12 protein-coding genes are annotated in these 16,276 nt (G+C 72.5%); 5 read left to right on the top strand and 7 right to left on the bottom strand.

Going from position 1 to position 16,276, the window contains the following annotated elements; translation table 11 throughout:
* Positions 1-20 precede the first annotated feature (20 nt).
* The 3 genes from EJF31_RS16640 to EJF31_RS16630 all read left to right on the top strand — a co-directional run bounded on the left by EJF31_RS16640 (position 21) and on the right by EJF31_RS16630 (position 3,203).
* Positions 21-1,559: an Ig-like domain repeat protein gene (locus EJF31_RS16640; RefSeq protein WP_185736321.1), complete on the top strand. Its 1,539-nt coding sequence runs from the start codon at positions 21-23 to the stop codon at positions 1,557-1,559.
* A gap of 70 nt (positions 1,560-1,629) precedes the next feature.
* Entirely contained in the window at positions 1,630-2,460 is an 831-nt protein-coding gene (locus tag EJF31_RS16635; protein WP_125038244.1) for a phosphate ABC transporter ATP-binding protein, read from the top strand.
* The gene (locus EJF31_RS16630; RefSeq protein ID WP_260430915.1) at positions 2,457-3,203 is read left to right on the top strand and encodes a lytic murein transglycosylase; all 747 of its coding nucleotides are present in this window, start codon (positions 2,457-2,459) and stop codon (positions 3,201-3,203) included. The genes EJF31_RS16635 and EJF31_RS16630 overlap by 4 nt, the downstream gene beginning before the upstream one ends.
* A gap of 12 nt (positions 3,204-3,215) precedes the next feature.
* On the opposite strand, the gene EJF31_RS16625 is transcribed toward EJF31_RS16630, so the two are convergent.
* The 7 genes from EJF31_RS16625 to EJF31_RS16595 all read right to left on the bottom strand — a co-directional run bounded on the left by EJF31_RS16625 (position 3,216) and on the right by EJF31_RS16595 (position 10,332).
* Positions 3,216-3,974 (bottom strand): BTAD domain-containing putative transcriptional regulator, encoded by a 759-nt coding sequence (locus tag EJF31_RS16625; protein WP_125038243.1) that lies wholly within the window; start codon positions 3,972-3,974, stop codon positions 3,216-3,218.
* A gap of 461 nt (positions 3,975-4,435) precedes the next feature.
* On the bottom strand, positions 4,436-5,872 hold the full coding sequence (locus EJF31_RS16620) for an exopolysaccharide biosynthesis polyprenyl glycosylphosphotransferase (RefSeq protein WP_221767618.1): 1,437 nt from the start codon (positions 5,870-5,872) through the stop codon (positions 4,436-4,438).
* Positions 5,873-6,055: 183 nt separating this feature from the next.
* Positions 6,056-6,751, bottom strand: a complete 696-nt coding sequence (locus EJF31_RS16615; protein ID WP_125038241.1) for a LuxR C-terminal-related transcriptional regulator — start codon at positions 6,749-6,751, stop codon at positions 6,056-6,058.
* Entirely contained in the window at positions 6,730-7,563 is an 834-nt protein-coding gene (locus EJF31_RS16610) for a sensor histidine kinase KdpD (protein ID WP_125038240.1), read from the bottom strand. Before EJF31_RS16610 ends, EJF31_RS16615 begins: the two co-directional genes overlap by 22 nt.
* Before the next feature lie 369 nt (positions 7,564-7,932).
* Positions 7,933-8,634, bottom strand: coding sequence for an ANTAR domain-containing protein (locus EJF31_RS16605; protein WP_125038239.1), 702 nt, complete (start codon positions 8,632-8,634; stop codon positions 7,933-7,935).
* Between the two features lie 28 nt (positions 8,635-8,662).
* Positions 8,663-9,721 carry an LCP family protein gene (locus tag EJF31_RS16600; protein ID WP_221767617.1) on the bottom strand — a complete coding sequence of 353 codons (1,059 nt, stop codon included), beginning with the start codon at positions 9,719-9,721 and terminating at the stop codon, positions 8,663-8,665.
* Complete coding sequence (locus EJF31_RS16595) at positions 9,718-10,332, bottom strand: acyltransferase (RefSeq protein ID WP_125038238.1); 615 nt, start codon at positions 10,330-10,332, stop codon at positions 9,718-9,720. The genes EJF31_RS16600 and EJF31_RS16595 overlap by 4 nt, the downstream gene beginning before the upstream one ends.
* 313 nt (positions 10,333-10,645) lie before the next feature.
* Here EJF31_RS16595 and EJF31_RS16590 point away from each other — a divergent pair, with 313 nt between their 5' ends.
* Together EJF31_RS16590 and EJF31_RS16585 are read left to right on the top strand one after the other, a co-directional pair.
* Positions 10,646-11,485, top strand: a complete 840-nt coding sequence (locus EJF31_RS16590; protein ID WP_221767616.1) for a glycosyltransferase family 2 protein — start codon at positions 10,646-10,648, stop codon at positions 11,483-11,485.
* A 31-nt stretch (positions 11,486-11,516) separates the two neighbouring features.
* The gene (locus tag EJF31_RS16585; RefSeq protein WP_260430914.1) at positions 11,517-16,256 is read left to right on the top strand and encodes a DUF4082 domain-containing protein; all 4,740 of its coding nucleotides are present in this window, start codon (positions 11,517-11,519) and stop codon (positions 16,254-16,256) included.
* The last annotated feature ends 20 nt before the right edge of the window (positions 16,257-16,276 follow it).

Raw genomic sequence — 16,276 nt, 5'->3', positions numbered from 1 at the left:
ACTCCGAAGGAAACTCCGCAATGTTCGTACGCAAGTCCCTCGCGGGCCTCGTCGCCGCGGCCCTGACCGGTTCCGTCGTCGCCCTGACGGCCGTCCCGGCCCTCGCGGCGACCGACGCCGACGACCCCACGTTCACCCCCGTCGCCGCCGACCTCATCGGCGTCGGCTCGGACACCAGCCAGCACGCGCTCAAGCTGCTCGCGGACGGGTGGAACGCCCAGACGCCCGCCCCGGCGTTCAAGGTGGCGTCCTTCGCCGCCACCGGCGGTGGCACCATCACCCTGCCGAGCGGTGCGATCAACCGTCCCAACGGCTCGGGTGCCGGCAAGGCCCTGCTCTACGGCTCGGGCAACAACGCCGACGTCGACTTCGCCCGCTCCTCCTCGGCGATCAGCGCCACCGAGGCGCAGGCCGGTCTCCAGGCCTTCCCGTTTGCCCTCGACACCCTGGTGATGGCGGTCTCCAACTCGGTGCCGTCCAACGCGCCGACCTCGCTGACCCCGGCCCAGATCGTCAGCATCTACAAGGGTGACGTCACCAACTGGTCGCAGATCGACTCGACCAAGTCCGGCGTCATCGCCCCGAAGATCCCGCAGGCCGGCTCCGGCACCCGCTCCTTCTTCGTGGCCCAGCTCAAGTCCATGAACGGCGGCGTCGACGTGACGCTGGCCAGCTCGGTCGCCGAGGTCCAGGAGCACGACGACTCGCTGATCAAGAACGACCCCAACGCGATCGCGCCGTTCTCGAAGGGCCGCGCCGGCCTGCTCGGCACCACCCTGCGCCTCGAGAGCGGCTGGAAGGCCGACCGGGCGCTCTACAACGTCGTCCGTCAGGCAGACCTGGGCCGCGCCGACATCCTGTCGGTCTTCGGTGAGAACGGCTACGTCTGCTCCACCGCCGCCCGTTCGGCGATCGAGGCCGCCGGCTTCCAGCAGCTCGCCACGCCGGCGCACGGCGGCGTCTGCGGGGCCCCGACGCAGACCGCGACCAGCAACTTCATCCTGAACCAGCAGGTCACCACGACCACCTCGCTCACCGGCTCCAGCGCCAAGGGCGGCGCCGCCACCCTCGTCGCCGCCGTCTCCGGCTCCTCGGCCCCCGACGGCACCGTGACCTTCAAGGAGGGCGACGTCGTCCTCCAGTCCGGCGTCCCGCTGGTCTCGGGCCAGGCGACGTACGACGTCACCGGCGCCACCCCGGGCTCGCACACCTACACCGCGGACTTCGTCCCGGCCTCGGGTTCGCAGTTCGACCCCTCGACCGGCGACGCCGCGGTGCTCGTCAAGGCCGCCTCGTCGATGACCGAGACGTTCCCGGCCAGCGTCCAGGCCGGCAAGCGCGCCCAGGGCACGATCACCGTGACCTCGGCGATGGCCCCGACCGGCAAGGTGACCATCTTCAAGGGCACCAAGAAGCTCGCGTCCGGCTCGCTGGTCGGTGGCAAGCTCACCGTCAAGCTCCCGGCGCTGGCCAAGGGCAAGAACACCCTCAAGGCGGTCTACGCCGGCAGCAGCACGGTGGCCGGCTCCACCAAGAAGTTCACCATCACCCAGAAGTGATCCGGTGCCGGCCCACCCGGGAACGGGTGGGCCGGCCCTCCGCCATCCAGCAACGATGCAAGGAACGACGATGAGTGCAGTCACCGACGAGACCACGGTCCTCCCGACCGTCCCGGAGCCCACGGCCCTGGCCACGATCGAGGCCCGCGACATCACGGCGTGGTTCGGGCAGCACAAGGTCCTCGACCGGGTGTCCCTGACCATGCCGGCAGGCGGCATCACCGCGCTCATCGGCCCATCCGGCTGCGGCAAGTCGACGTTCCTGCGCATCCTCAATCGGATGCACGAGCTCGTGCCGTCCGCCGCCCTGGCGGGCGAGGTGCTGCTCGACGGCCACGACATCTACGACCCCGACAAGCGCCTGATCGACGCCCGGCGCGCCATCGGCATGGTCTTCCAGAAGCCCAACCCGTTCCCCGCGATGTCCATCCGCGAGAACGTCCTGGCCGGGCTCAGGCTCACCGGGACCCGCGCCTCGAAGGGCGCCAAGGACGAGCTCGTCGAGTCCTGCCTGATCAAGGGCGGCCTGTGGAACGAGGTCAAGGACCGGCTCGACGCCCCCGGTGGCGGCCTGTCCGGCGGCCAGCAACAGCGCCTGTGCATCGCCCGCTCGCTGGCGATCAAGCCCCGCGTTCTCCTCATGGACGAGCCCTGCTCGGCGCTGGACCCGACGTCGACCCGCGTCATCGAGGAGACGATGATTGACCTGGCCAGGGAGGTGACCATCGTGATCGTGACCCACAACATGCAGCAGGCGGCACGCGTGTCGACCCAGTGCGCCTTCTTCCTGGCCTCCCAGGGGACCCCGGGCGTCATCGTCGAGCACGGCGACACCGCCGCGATGTTCCAGCACCCCCGCGACCAGCGCACGTCCGACTACGTCAACGGTCGTTTCGGGTGAGCCCTGCACGCCTCATCGCGGCCCTGGCCGTGACGCTCGTGGTCGTCTCCGGGCTCGGCTACCTCGCCGCCCACACGGTCATGGCCCGACCGCCCCTGGACCTCTCCTCCCCGCAGTACGTCTCCGCCCCGGTGCCCGCCGAGGCCGCGCCGACGGCGGCCGCGGGCCAGCCGCTGGGCGCCACGCAGGTGGACCCGGCCTGGCTCTCGGCGACGGCGTCCCGGACGGGGATCCCCGTCCCCGCGCTGCGCGCCTACGCCCGCGCCCAGCTGGACGGGGTGGGCGGCTGCGACGTCGGCTGGACGACCCTGGCCGGCATCGGCTGGGTCGAGTCCCGGCACGGCACCATCGGCGGCCGCGCCCTCGGCGACGACGGGCACTCCTCGACCCGGATCCTGGGGCCGGCCCTCGACGGCTCCGGGAAGTTCGCCGCGATCCGGTCCTCGGCCGACTCCCGGCAGTGGCACGGGGACCCCGTGTGGGAGCACGCGGTGGGGCCGATGCAGTTCATCCCGTCGACCTGGCGGACGTGGGCCACCGACGGGGACGGCGACGGGACGGCCGACCCCAACGACCTCGACGACGCGGCCGCCGCCACGGCGCGCTACCTCTGCGCCGGCGGCACGGACCTGGCGACCGGCACCGGCTGGGCGGCCGCGATCTTCAGCTACAACCACGCCCAGGAGTACGTCGACGCGGTGTACGCCGCGGCGACGACGTACGCCCGACGTTCGGCCGGCTGAGCCGAGCCCCGGTCAGGCGCCCAGCCCCCGCAGCAGGTGGAGGTGCAGCTCGCGGGTCTGCGGGGACGGGTCGGCCCCCAGCTCCTCGGCGAGGTGGGCCCGGTAAGACTCGAAGACGCGCAGCGCGCTGCCGATCTCGCCGAGCTCGGCGTGCGCCCGCATCAGTGAGCGGTGGGCCGTCTCGGAGCCCCGGTCGAGGCGGACCGCGTCGGCCGCGAGGTCCAGGGCCTCCCGGAAGTGGCCCAGCTCGAGCGCGGCCGCGGCGGCGTCGCAGAGCATCTCGTGGCGGGTGCGCTGCAGGTGCTCGCGCTCGGCGCGGGCCCAGGCGCTGTCCTGGTCGTAGGCGCGGAAGTCGTCGCGGTAGATCTGCTCGGCCGACCGGGTCAGGGCCAGGACCTGCTCGTGCTGGGCGTCGCGGGCGAACACGTGGACCTTCCGCGCGTCCTCGAGGAACTGCACCGCGTCCACCCACGCGTCGCGCAGCACCAGCCCGTCGGCCTGGCGCACGACGCAGTTGGTGCCCATGGTGCGCCGGATCTGGCTGGCGGCGGTGCGCAGGCTGTTGCGCCGTCGCTCCTCGGCGACGTCCGGCCACAGCTTCTCGACCAGCCGCGACGGCAGCACCGGGTGACCGGCGCTGAGCGCGAGAAGTCGGAGGAGGTCGCGGGTCTTGCCCGTCCGCCACTCGTCGATGGCGACGGCAGATCCGTCCTGGCGCCACACCTGAAGTTCACCGAGGACACAGATGCGGATCAGTGGTTGCTCGTTCATGAGTCAGGCCCCTCCCCAGCCTCACGTTGTGCAGCACCTGTCTGACCGCACTATCACCGTAGAACAAGGTTTTGCAACTCCGCAGGGGAACGGGTGAGTTACGGAGGCCTGTCTGACGCATTTTTAACCTTGCCTGCGGGGAGGGGAGCGAGGACTCACCAGCCGCCTCCGGTGCGCTGCCCGTCGCCATGGGGGGACATGCACAGGCAGTTCCGGGGCTACCGAGGCGGGACTCCCCGAGGCTTGATCCGCGGACGGACCGTTCCTCCCCAGGTGTGCGGCTGGTGAGCCGTTCGCGTGCCGGGCCCCCTCCCGACCTCCCCACCATCCCGGCAGGCCTCGGGTCGATCATCACCAATATTCGGGGGGCCGTCGTCCGGAGGAGCACGCGCGGACGCCGGGCTCGGTGCGGGCCGATAACAGGACGGCGAGAGGCAGGAAGGGCGCCGGCGGGGAGGCCCTCAGTAGGCGCCGCGGTGCCCCAGCACCGCGCCGACCGTGCGCCAGACGATGCGCAGGTCCGAGCCCAGCGACCAGTTGTCGACGTAGCGCAGGTCGAGCCGGACCGACTCCTCCCAGGAGAGGTCCGAGCGCCCGGAGACCTGCCAGAGGCCGGTGAGCCCCGGTTTCACGGCGAGGCGACGGTGCACGTCGGGCGCGTACTGCTCCACCTCGCTGGGCAGGGGCGGGCGGGGGCCGACGAGGGACATCTGGCCGCGCAGCACGTTGACCAGCTGGGGGAGCTCGTCCAGGGAGTAGCGCCGCAGGACGGCGCCGACGCGTGTCACCCGAGGGTCGCAGCGCATCTTGAACAGGACACCCTCGACCGCCTCGCGCGCGGTGAGCTCCTCGCGCCGGCACTCGGCGTCGAGGCCCATCGTGCGGAACTTGAGCATCGTGAACGGCACGCCGTTGCAGCCGACGCGCGTCTGCCGGAAGAACGCCGGACCCGACGACTCGACACGCACGGCCACGCCGATGGCGAGGAGCAGTGGTGCGAGGACGACCAGTGCGACGGCGGCGGCGACCCGGTCCGCCACGGCCTTGGCCCGCCGCCGGCCCCCGGACGTGTCGGGGTGTCGCACCCGGAGGAGGGGGAGCGCGCCGGCGTACTCCAGGCGGGTCCGGTGGGAGGCGACGTCGAGGAGACCGGTCGCGATGAGCACCTGGGTGCCGGCCCGTTCGAGCTGCCAGCCCAGGCGCCGCAGTGCCGCGGGGTCGTCGCGCTCGGTCGGCAGCACGACGACGGCCTCCGCGCCCAGGCGCTGGGCAGTCGTCGGCAGGTCCCGGCCGGTGGCGGGCTCGTGGATGCCGACCACCACGAACGCCGGCCGACGGTCGGCCGCGAGCTCGCGGAGCAACAGGTCGACAGCGGGCCGCGGCCCGGACACCACGACGCGCACGGGATCGGGCGGACGCAGGGCCGTGCCGGCCCGGCGCAGGCCCACGGCGAGAGCCGAGACCGCCACCGCGACGACGAGCACGCGCCACGGCTCGAGCGGCTGTCCGCTCATGGTCACGATCAGGGGCGTGGCCGCGGCCAGGCCCACGCCGGCGCGGGCGATGCGACGCAGGTCCTCGGTTGCCGACGTCGCTCGCCGGGCCTCGAAGGCGCCCGTGCCGCCGAGAAGGGCGAGCCACGTGGCCGTGACGGCGGCGAGCAGCAGCCAGGCGGCCGTCCCCGTGGAGGGGCCGGCGGGCAGCGTCACCGCCGACACCACGAGCGCCGCCAGCGCGTCCCCAGGGACGAGTGCCCACGGCGTCCGCGCCGGGCGGGTGGACGCGGCCCCGGCAGCCGGGAGCTGTCGGGTGCCGCGGATCGAGAGGGGACGGACCAACCGGCGGAGGGCGTGGCGCGACGTGGCTGCTTCGGGGCCGAGCGGGACGGTTGCCGTCACGACGTGTCCTGGTGCGGCCCGCGCACGGTGCGGGGTGCCGACCCGTCCATCGCACCCACCCCCCGTCGCCCGCTGCACGGTGCAACGGCTACCTCGACGGTAGGGACTGGCCGCGCGGCGGACATGCCGCAATTTGGGTGATCCCCGTTCCGGGCCCCGAGGCCCGGCCGGCAGGGGCTGGGGTCAGCGGTCCTCGGCCAGGACCGGGGGGCTCCAACTGGCCTGGTGGGCCGCGCCCACCGCCGCCAGCTGCGAGGTGACGTCGAGCTTGGCGAGGATCGACTTGACCTGGGTGCGCACGGTCGCCTCGGAGACGAACGAGAGCTTCGCGATGTCCCGCACCGGTCGTCCGGCCATCAGGTGCGCGAGCACCTCGCGCTCGCGCAGGGTGAGCTGCTCGAGGCGGTCCCGGAGGTCCTGGATCTTGGCCTTCTCGTGGTGGTACACCGCCAGCAGCCGGTCCCGCTCCTCCCGCGACAGCACCGGCCGGCCCTCGCCGATCAGGCGGATGGTGGCGAGGATGGTGTTCAGCGGTGTCGACTTGGGCAGCACCGTGCGGGCGCCGTACCGCAGGCACTCACCCCACCGGGCCCGGTCGATGCTCGCCGTCACCACGACCACGGCGATGCCGGCCTGGGTGAGCGGCTCGACGAGCCGGGTGCCGTTGCCGGTGGACCCGAGGTCGAGGTCGAGCAGGACCACACGCGGGCGCATCCGCAGCACCTGGGTGAGCAGGTGCCCGGTGGAGACGGCGTGGTCGGTGATCGGGACGCGGTGCACGTCGTGGCCCTCCAGCGTCATCGCCACGTCGAGGGCCTCAGCGAAGAGCTGGTGGTCCTCGACGATGGCGACCCGCGTCAGGCCGAGTGACCGAGGCATGACCGGACCGGTGCAGCGGTGGGCAGGGTCAGGGTGAACGTGGCTCCCGGAGTGCCTTCTTCGAGTCGCAGGTCGCCGCCCATCTCGCGGGCGAGGGAGCGGGCGATGTGCAGCCCGAGCCCCTGCCCGGGCGAGCCGGGGCCGCGGACGCCGCGGTCGAACAGCTGGGGCCGGACGTGCGGGGCGACGCCCGGTCCGCCGTCGGTGACCTGCACCCGGACCGAGCCGGGCGTGGCCACCGCCGTCACGCGGATGTCGCAGCCAGGGGCGTGCCTCGCTGCGTTCTCCAGCAGGACGTGCACGATCTCGGCGATGTCGTCGGCGCGGCCTGTCGCGCACAGCGGGGTGCCCGTCCAGCGCACCCGGTGGCCGCGCAGCCGCAGCGACTCGGCCAGGGGGTTGACGACCTCCTCGAGCTCCACGCGCTGGACGGCCCGGTCGGGCTCCACGGCGAGCAGCCGCTCGAGGCGGCCGAGCTCGGACTCGCGGAGCTGCTCCAGCCGCACCCGGGTGGCCTCCTGGAGCTCCTTGTCGGCGTCGTGCAACAGCTGGTGGGCGAGGGTGATCCCGACGACGGTGGCGCGCAGCTCGTGGAGCTTCTCCTCGTCCTTGCGCAGCGCTGCCTCGGCGGTCTCGGCACGGGTGCCGAGCACCTCGAGGTCGGCCGGGGACGGCAGCTCGCGGGTGCGGCGCTCCAGGTGGCGGTGCCCGGCCCAGGCCAGCAGCGGGAGCTGCGCCAGGGACCACGGGACGGCCATGGTGAGGCTGGCGGCCTCGGACACGCCGCTCAGGACCGCGACCAGCAGCAGCACGGGCGTGGACAGGACCAGCCCGGTCAGGAGCAGCAGTGGGCCCGTCGGCCGGAGCGGCGCACGGCGCGGACATACGTCGTGACCTCCGTCGTCTGCGTCCGGAACTGCCGATGACGCGGGCGGTGCCGGGTCCGGATCGGGCGATGTCGCGACGACCGGCCCCGATGACGTGTCCGCTGGCTGCCCTTCTGTCCCCTGACGGCGTTCGGTAACGATGCGGTACATGGTTCCCCCCTTGTGGCACCCCCTCGTGCCTCGTACACATGAAGCCATCGGGATGCGAAACGCGCGTCAAGACGGCGTCAACGCCGTGGCAAATCCCCGTGAACTCAGGCGGGGGCGACGGATGTGGCGGGGGTGTGTCGTGTATCACATCGTGGACGGCTGGTCGCCCGGACGGGCGTCGCGGTCGGCCACGATGGCCCGGGCCAGGTCGCGGACCTTGACGTTGGCGTGCTGGGAGTTGCGTCGCAGGTAGCTCATCGCATGGTCGGCGGAGAGGCCGTAGCGCTCCATCAGCATGCCCTGCGCCTGACCGATGAGGGTCCGGCTGGCCAGGCCTTCCTCGAGGTTGGCGATCCGGTCGACGAGGCGCAGGCCGAGTCCCGCGTGCTTGGCCGCCCTCCGCGCGTGGAGGAAGCCGGCCGTGCTGTGGGTGTGCGGTTCGTGCGAGAAGAGGTCGAGCGTGGCCGACCCGTGGTTGAGCTGGGTCAGCCCGACCAGGCGAGCCGAGAGCACACCCGCTGCGGCGGCCCGGGCGCTCCAGGCCGGCCAGCGCGTGTCGGTGCGGGTGTCGGCGATCGTCAGGATGGACCCGGCCTCCAGGTCGTGGCTTCCGGGGCCGGGCTCACCCAGCGCCTGGGCCGCGTCGAGGTCGTGGACCACCGGGCCGGTCGCCGCCAGCCTGATCACGCCGCCGTCCGCGGGGTGCAGCGCCACGCCCGCGTGGTCCGAGTCGAGGTTGGCCAGCGCGAAGTCGGCGATCACCGCCGAGGCGTCCGGCAGCGTGCGCGTCCGGTCGAGTGCCTCGGTCAGGTCGGTGAGGGCCTCGAAGAGGCGATCGGCCAGCACGGGTCCCCTCCGTTTCGGCTCGGTGGCCTCACCGTACCGTCGTGGACGTCTCGTACCAGGGATGTTGCTCGGCCCAGTGCTCGATCCGGTCGTCGCGCACCGCGGACCACATGCGCCACCCCCGGATGTGGTCGAGGTGGACGACGCTCTGCGCGCCCTCCATGCCGAGTCCGGCGACCGGCACCGTGAGGTAGCGGATGTCGGCGGAGCGCAGGTTGCGCAGTGACAGGGCGAGCTGTGCCATGTCGCGCGTCGACCAGCCGGAGTCGACCGACAGGTTGCGGGTCACGGTCTTCAGGAAGGCCAGGACCTGGCGGGGTTCGTGCCGCATCTCCGCGTGCAGGTTGTCCTCCATCAGCGTGCGCAGGAAGGCCTGCTGGCGGCGCACGCGGTCGAGGTCGCCGCCGGGCAGTCCGTAGCGCTGCCCGACGTAGTCGAGCGCCTGCTGGCCGTCCAGCGTGTGCGTCCCGGCGGTCCAGGTGATGCCACGGGCCGAGTCGTAGACCGTGGTGGGCACGTTGACGGTCACCCCGCCGACGGCATCGGTGAGCTGCCGGAAGCCCTCCCAGTCGATGACGGCGAGGTGGTCGATGCGGACGCCCGTCAGCTGCTCGACGGTCTGGACCGCCAGCGAGGGTCCGGCGTAGGAGAAGGCCGCATTGATCTTGTCCATCCCGTAGCCCGGGACGGAGACCCACGAGTCGCGCGGGATCGAGATCACCGAGGCACCGCGACGGTCGCCGTCGATGTGCAGCACCATCAGGGTGTCGGTGCGCTGGGCGCCGGGGACCCACAGGGGGGCCGCCGCCGAGCGTCCCGTCGTCCCGACGGGGGAGCGGCGGTCGGTGCCCATCAGCAGGATGTTCACGGCCTTCGCGGCCGGTCCGGTCGTGGGCTTGGGCGGTCGCTGGGACTCGTCGAGACCGGTGAAGACCCCGTCGATCCGGCCGATGTGGCCGGTCAGGGTGTGCTGGATCCAGAAGATGCCGACGGCGGCCGTCACGGCCAGCATCGCCACGCAGACCATCAGCCCGATGAAGGCATTGCGGACGGGATGGCGTCGCCGGGGGACGACCTCGGTGGTCACGATCGGCTCCGCTCCTCCCGGAGCAGGCCGTTGGTCTCGACGTAGGCGCGGCCGGAGACGGGGCAGCGGAACACGTCGGCCCCGACGTACTGGAGCGGGACGCCGGCGTGGCCGACCCACTTGACCCGGCGTGCGGGAGAGCCGACCACGAGCGCGAAGTCGGGCACGTCCCGGGTGACCACGGCACCGGCCGCGACCATCGCCCAGCGGCCGATCTCGACCGGGGCGACGCACACGGCCCGGGCGCCGATGCTGGCGCCCTCGCGGACCGTGACCCCCACCGCCGTCCAGGCGTGCGCGTCCTTGAGCCGTCCGTCCAGGTCGACCGCGCGGGGGAAGTAGTCGTTGGTGAGGACGACGCCCGGTCCCACGAACACGCCGTCCTCGAGCACGGCGGGCTCGTAGACCAGCGCGTGGTTCTGCAGCTTGCAGCGGTCCCCGATCCGGACCCCCGGGCCGACGTAGGCGCCGCGCCCGATGATGCACTCGCGACCGACGTCGGCCAGCTCCCTGACCTGGGCCAGGTGCCAGACCTTGGTGCCCTCCCCGAGGGTGGCCTCCGGGGCCACGTCCGCCGACTCGGCGATGAAGACAGGCTGCGTGTGGGGCATGGCCGAATGACAGCGCTGCGGGACGGCGCACGGGGGCTTCGGACCGTGCGTTCCTCAACATTGGGCACCCCCTCCGAGACCCCGTCCAGAGGGGTCCGAAATGGGGCTAACCAATATCGGGGAACGGGTGTCCGCAGACCCCCGACGGCCCTGTTACAGGGTGAGTCTCGGACCTCATCCGAGGCGTTGCAGCGACCGGGTCCCCCGACCCGCGCCACCAGACGTCGCAGAAGCTTCAGCAGGCAGACAGGCACGAGACATGGACGTCCTGGGGGGCCCAGGGGTCGGCAGCCGGACGGTGCAGGACAGGGCCGTGCTGGCAAGTGTGGTCATCCCGGCCCACAACGAGGAGCGCGTCATCCCGCGCACCCTGGCGAGGCTGCAGCAGGGCCTGCCGCCGGGCTCGCTCGACGTGGTCGTGGTCTGCAACGGCTGCACCGACGGGACGGCCGCGGCTGCCCGCCGGGCCGCGCCCGGTGCCCGGGTCCTCGAGATCGAGCAGCCCTCCAAGGCGGCGGCCGTGCGCGCCGGCAACGCGGCCACGCGGGTCTTCCCCCGGGTCCACCTCGACGCCGATGTCGAGCTCAGCGGCAGCGACCTGGCCACCCTCGTCCGGCCGCTCACGGACGGCCTCGTGCTGGCGACCGCCCCGCGCCGGGTGCTGCGCCGCGAGCACGCGCCCTGGCTGGTCCGCACCTACTACGACGTCTGGGAGCAGCTGCCGCAGGTGCGGTCCGGTCTCTTCGGTCGAGGCGTGATCGCCCTGTCCGCAGCCGGCCAGGCGCGGGTCTCGGCGCTCCCGCCACTGATGAGCGACGACCTCGCGACCTCCGACGCCTTCGCCCCCGACGAGCGCCGCGTCGTCGACGAGGCCGAGGTCGTGGTGGTGCCGCCGGGGACCGTGCGCGACCTCGTCCGGCGACGCACGCGCGTCGCGACGGGCGACGCCCAGGCCGCCGGTCACGGCGCACGTCGTCCCGAGTCCGTGACGACCTGGCGCGTCCTCGGTCGCCTCGCTGTGGCCCGACCCGCCGTTGCTGTCCGGCTTCCCGTGTTCCTCGGCATCGCCCTCGTGGCGCGGGCTTCCAGCCGCGGCGCCGTACGACGCGGCGACTTCAGCACCTGGCTCCGGGACGAGAGCTCCCGTGCCTGACCCCCTGATCCTCCCCGAAGGGAACCGCCCCGTGACGCACCGAGTGACCAGCAGGGCCGACTCCCGCACCGGCCTGGCGGCCATCCTCGCCGGCCTCCTCGCCGTCGCCGTCCTGGCCCTCGTGCCCGTCAGCGCCGCCTCGGCGGCCGGCGACCCGTGCGGCGCGGACGGCAACAAGATCGCCTGCGAGAACAGCCTGCCCGGCACCCCGAAGAGCGTCTGGGACGTTCAGGGCTCGGGTGCCGCGGACATCCAGGGCTTCTCCACCGACATCAGCGTCGACGTCGGGCACCGGATCGACTTCAAGATCGACACCGACGCCACGGCCTACGGCATCACGATCTACCGCACCGGCTACTACAACGGCGCCGGCGCCCGCGAGATCGCCACGGTGACGCCCTCGGCGAGCCTGCCGCAGGTCCAGCCGCAGTGCATCACCGACGCGGCCACCGCCCTCTACGACTGCGGCAACTGGGCCGTCTCGGCCTCGTGGGACGTGCCGAGCACGGCCGTGTCCGGGGTGTACGTCGCACGCCTCCAGCGTGTCGACAACGGCCACGCCAGCCTGATCACCTTCATCGTCCGGGACGACTCCAGCCACTCCGACATCGTCTTCCAGACCTCCGACCCGACCTGGCAGGCCTACAACCTCTACGGCGGGGCGGACTTCTACTCCGGCGGTGCTGCCGGTCGTGCCTACAAGGTGAGCTACAACCGGCCGATCACGACCCGCGACGGGGCGGGTGGCCGCGACTTCTTCTTCGCCAACGAGTACCCGGCCGTGCGCTTCCTCGAGCGCAACGGCTACGACGTCAGCTACATCGCGGGCGTCGACACAGACCGCGCCGGCGCTCTGCTCCAGAACCACAGGGTCTTCCTCTCGGTGGGCCACGACGAGTACTGGAGCAAGGCGCAGCGCGCCAACGTCGAGGCCGCTCGGGACGCGGGCGTCAACCTGCAGTTCCTGAGCGGCAACGAGGCCTACTGGAAGACCCGCTACGAGCCGTCGGCCGACGCGAGCGGCACGGCGTACCGCACGCTCGTCTGCTACAAGGAGACCTGGGCGAACGCCAAGATCGACCCCTCCGACGAGTGGACCGGCACGTGGCGGGACCCGCGGCTGGCCCCGACGGGCAAGGGCGGCGGCAGGCCGGAGAACCAGCTCACCGGCACCCAGTTCCAGTCGAACCACGACGACCTCGCGGTCACCGTGAGCGCGGAGGAGGGCAAGCTCCGCCTGTGGCGCGACACCGGCCTGGACGCCCTCCCCGCCGGGACGACCCAGGCGCTCGCGCCGCACACCATCGGCTACGAGTCCGACGAGGACGTCGACAACGGCTTCCGGCCGGCCGGCCTCATCCGGCTGTCCACGACGACCGGTGCCACGCCGGAGTCCCTCCAGGACTTCGGCAACACGGTCCAGCCGGGCACGACGACCCACCACCTCACGATGTACCGCGCGTCCAGCGGTGCCCTCGTCTTCAGCACCGGGTCCATCCAGTGGAGCTGGGGCCTCGACAGCGTCCACGACGACGCGGTGACGCCGTCGCCGCCCGATGCCCGGATGCAGCAGGCCCAGGTCAACGTGATGGCGGACATGGGCGTCCAGCCGGCCACCCTGATGCCCGGCCTCGTCGCGGCGACGAAGTCCACCGACACCACCGCCCCGACGGTCACCATCGACTCGCCGGCTGCCGGGTCCATTCAGGCCAACGGCTCCCAGGTCACCGTCACGGGAACGGCGTCGGACGTCGGCGGCCGCGTGGCTGGTGTCGAGGTGTCGACGGACGGTGGCCAGTCCTGGAGCGCCGCGACCGGTGCCGGCACCTGGAGCTTCACCTACGTGCAGCACGGTCTGGGCAGCACCGCCGTGCAGGCCCGCGCCATGGACGACAGCGCCAACACCGGTGCGCCGGTCACCCGGTCGTTCGACGTGCGGTGCCCGTGCAGCGTGCTCGGGGCCACGGTGCCGCAGGTCCCGGCCGCCAACGACCCCGGGGCGGTCGAGCTCGGCCTGCGGTTCATCCCGCAGGTGGACGGCTTCGTGACCGGTGTCCGCTTCTACAAGGGGGCAGGCAACACGGGCTCCCACGTGGGCTCGGTCTGGAGCCCGGCCGGGCAGCGGCTCGCCCAGGTGACGTTCTCGGGTGAGTCCGCCACGGGCTGGCAGGCGGCCACCTTCTCCTCGGCGGTCCCCGTGTCGGCGGGACAGGCCTACACGGTCTCCTACACGGCCCCCAACGGGAACTACGCCGTGCAGCTGTCCGCCTTCGCCTACCGGGGCGTGTCCGCACCACCGCTGTCGGTGGAGGGCGGCCTCGGATCCGGCGCGGCCGGCGTCTTCGGCTCGCCCGGGCTGTTCCCCGCCTCGACGTTCCAGAAGGCCAGCTACTTCGTCGACCCGGTGTTCACGACCGCGGACAGCTCACCGCTCGTGGTCACCAACCAGTGGCCACTGCCCGGCACCTCATCGGTCCCGGCGAGCACCACGGTCACCGCGAAGTTCTCGCGGGCGCTGAGCGCGGCCGGACCGAACGTCACGGTGAAGGACCAGAGCGGCACCAACGTGCCGGGCACCACCGGCTACGACAGCGCGACCCGCGTCGCCACGTTCACCCCGACCAACCCGCTCGGCGGCCTGGTGACCTACACGGTGACCGTGGCCGGCACGGACCTCGAGGGTGGCGGGGTCACCTCCGGTGGGAGCTGGCAGTTCACGACGGCCCGGCCGCCGGGTGTCCCGGGCGTCTGCCCGTGCACGCTCTTCGACGAGTCGCTCCTGCCGACGGTCCTCGACTCGGCGGAGTCCACGCCCGTCACGCTCGGGGTGCGCTTCTCCTCGAGCCAGGCAGGCACGATCACCGGCCTGCGGTTCTACAAGGGCCCGAACAACACCGGAGTGCACACCGGCTCCCTGTGGGCGATGGATGGGACCGAGCTGGCACAGGGCACCTTCGCCGGGGAGTCGACGAGCGGCTGGGAGACGCTGACGTTCGCCCAGCCCTATCCGATCGCCGCCGACACCGAGTACGTCGTGTCCTACCGCTCGCCGACCGGGTCGTTCTCGCTGACCCCGAACGCCTTCGCCGCCGCCGACCTGTCCCGGGCTCCGCTCCGGGTCGCCCCGAACTCGGGCGCCTACACCTACGCCGGCGGGTTCCCCGGCTTCACCTCGGCCAGCAACTACCTCGTGGACCCGGTCTTCGCCCCGCCCCCTCCACCGCTGTCGATCGCCTCGCAGGACCCCGCTCCGGGCGCGGTCAACGTGCCGCGGGCGACGCCGGTCACGGTGACCTTCAGCGACCCGGTCCGGCCGGGCGCGACGATGACGGCCACCCAGCAGCCGAGCGGTACGTCGATCGCCGGGACGACCGCACTGGACGCGACGGGCACGCGCCTCGTGTTCACCCCGTCGGCACTGATGCCGCCCGACACCGACATCAGGGTCTCGCTCAGCGGCGTCACGTCGGTGGCCGGTGCGAACCTGGCGCCCCAGGCCTGGACCTTCCACACCCGCGCTCCGGACCCGGGCGCGAGCCAGTCGCTGTTCGGCGACTACCTGCCGACCGTCGCGTCGGCACCGGAGAGCTCTCCGGTCGAGCTGGGCACGGCGTTCTCGGCCTCGAAGACCGGGACCGTCACGGCCATCCGGTTCTTCAAGGCCGCCGACAACCTGGGGGTGCACACGGGCTCGCTGTGGAGCGCCACCGGGACCCGGCTGGCGACGGTCACCTTCGGCAACGAGACCGCCACCGGGTGGCAGACGGCCGTGCTCGCCCAGCCGGTGACGATCAGCGCGGGCACGACGTACGTGGTCTCCTACTACGCGCCGCAGGGCCACTTCTCCTCGACGCCGGGCTTCCTCACCGCACCGTTCACGTCCGGGGACCTGACCGCCCGGGGGACCGGCAACGGGCTCTACACCTACGGCACCGGGGGCGGCTTCCCGACGACCGCCACGGCCGGGACGAACTTCTTCGTCGACGTCGTCTACGCCGCTCCGACGATCGCGACGGTCGGCCAGACCCCGGCACCGGGAGCCACCGGCATCGCCCGGGACGTCCAGCCGTCGATCACGGTCTCGGCCCCGGTCGGGCCGGGCTGGTCGATGACGGTGAAGCAGGGCACGACGACGATCGCCGGCACCGCGTCCCTCTCCTCGGACCAGAAGACGCTGACGTTCAAGCCGTCGGCCGTGCTGCCGGCCGACGCCGACCTCACGGTGACCGTCGCAGGCGTGGTGTCGACGGCCGGCGCGGTCCTGGCGACCCAGTCGTGGACGTTCCACACGACCGACACCACGTCGCTGTTCACCGGCGTCAGCCCGTCGACCGTGGACACCAACGACAAGCTGCCGGTGGAGCTCGGGGTGGCGTTCAGCTCCGCGGTCAACGGCAACGTCACCCAGATCCGCTTCTACAAGGCGGCCACCAACACCGGGACGCACACCGGATCGCTGTGGTCCTCGACCGGCACCCGGCTCGCGACGGTCACCTTCACCAACGAGAGCGCCAGCGGCTGGCAGACGGCGACGTTCTCGACGCCGGTGCCGATCGTGGCGGGGCAGACCTACGTGGCGTCGTACTACGCGCCGAAGGGCCACTACTCGTCCACGCCGAACTACTTCAAGACGGTCTGGAAGGCGGCACCGCTGACGGCGCCGGCGACGACCAACGGCCGGTACCGCTACGCCACCGGCGGCGGCTTCCCGACCACGACCAACAAGAGCACCAACTACTTCGTCGACGTGGTCTTCAGGCCGACAGCCTGACGGACCCTGGGGGGAGCACC

Origin of the sequence: Nocardioides sp. LS1 (assembly GCF_003865225.1) — a bacterium.
In the GTDB taxonomy this organism is placed as follows: Bacteria; Actinomycetota; Actinomycetes; order Propionibacteriales; family Nocardioidaceae; genus Nocardioides; species Nocardioides ginsengisegetis.
This window is presented reverse-complemented; position numbering and strand designations above follow the sequence as displayed.

What these genes read in the sequence shown, in the direction of transcription:
- EJF31_RS16635 (WP_125038244.1), top strand. Translation starts at nt 1,630, where the DNA reads ATGAGTGCAGTCACCGACGAGACCACGGTCCTCCCGACCGTCCCGGAG.
- EJF31_RS16595 (WP_125038238.1), bottom strand. Translation starts at nt 10,332, where the DNA reads ATGCCCCACACGCAGCCTGTCTTCATCGCCGAGTCGGCGGACGTGGCC.
- EJF31_RS16625 (WP_125038243.1), bottom strand. Translation starts at nt 3,974, where the DNA reads ATGAACGAGCAACCACTGATCCGCATCTGTGTCCTCGGTGAACTTCAG.
- EJF31_RS16615 (WP_125038241.1), bottom strand. Translation starts at nt 6,751, where the DNA reads ATGCCTCGGTCACTCGGCCTGACGCGGGTCGCCATCGTCGAGGACCAC.
- EJF31_RS16640 (WP_185736321.1), top strand. Translation starts at nt 21, where the DNA reads ATGTTCGTACGCAAGTCCCTCGCGGGCCTCGTCGCCGCGGCCCTGACC.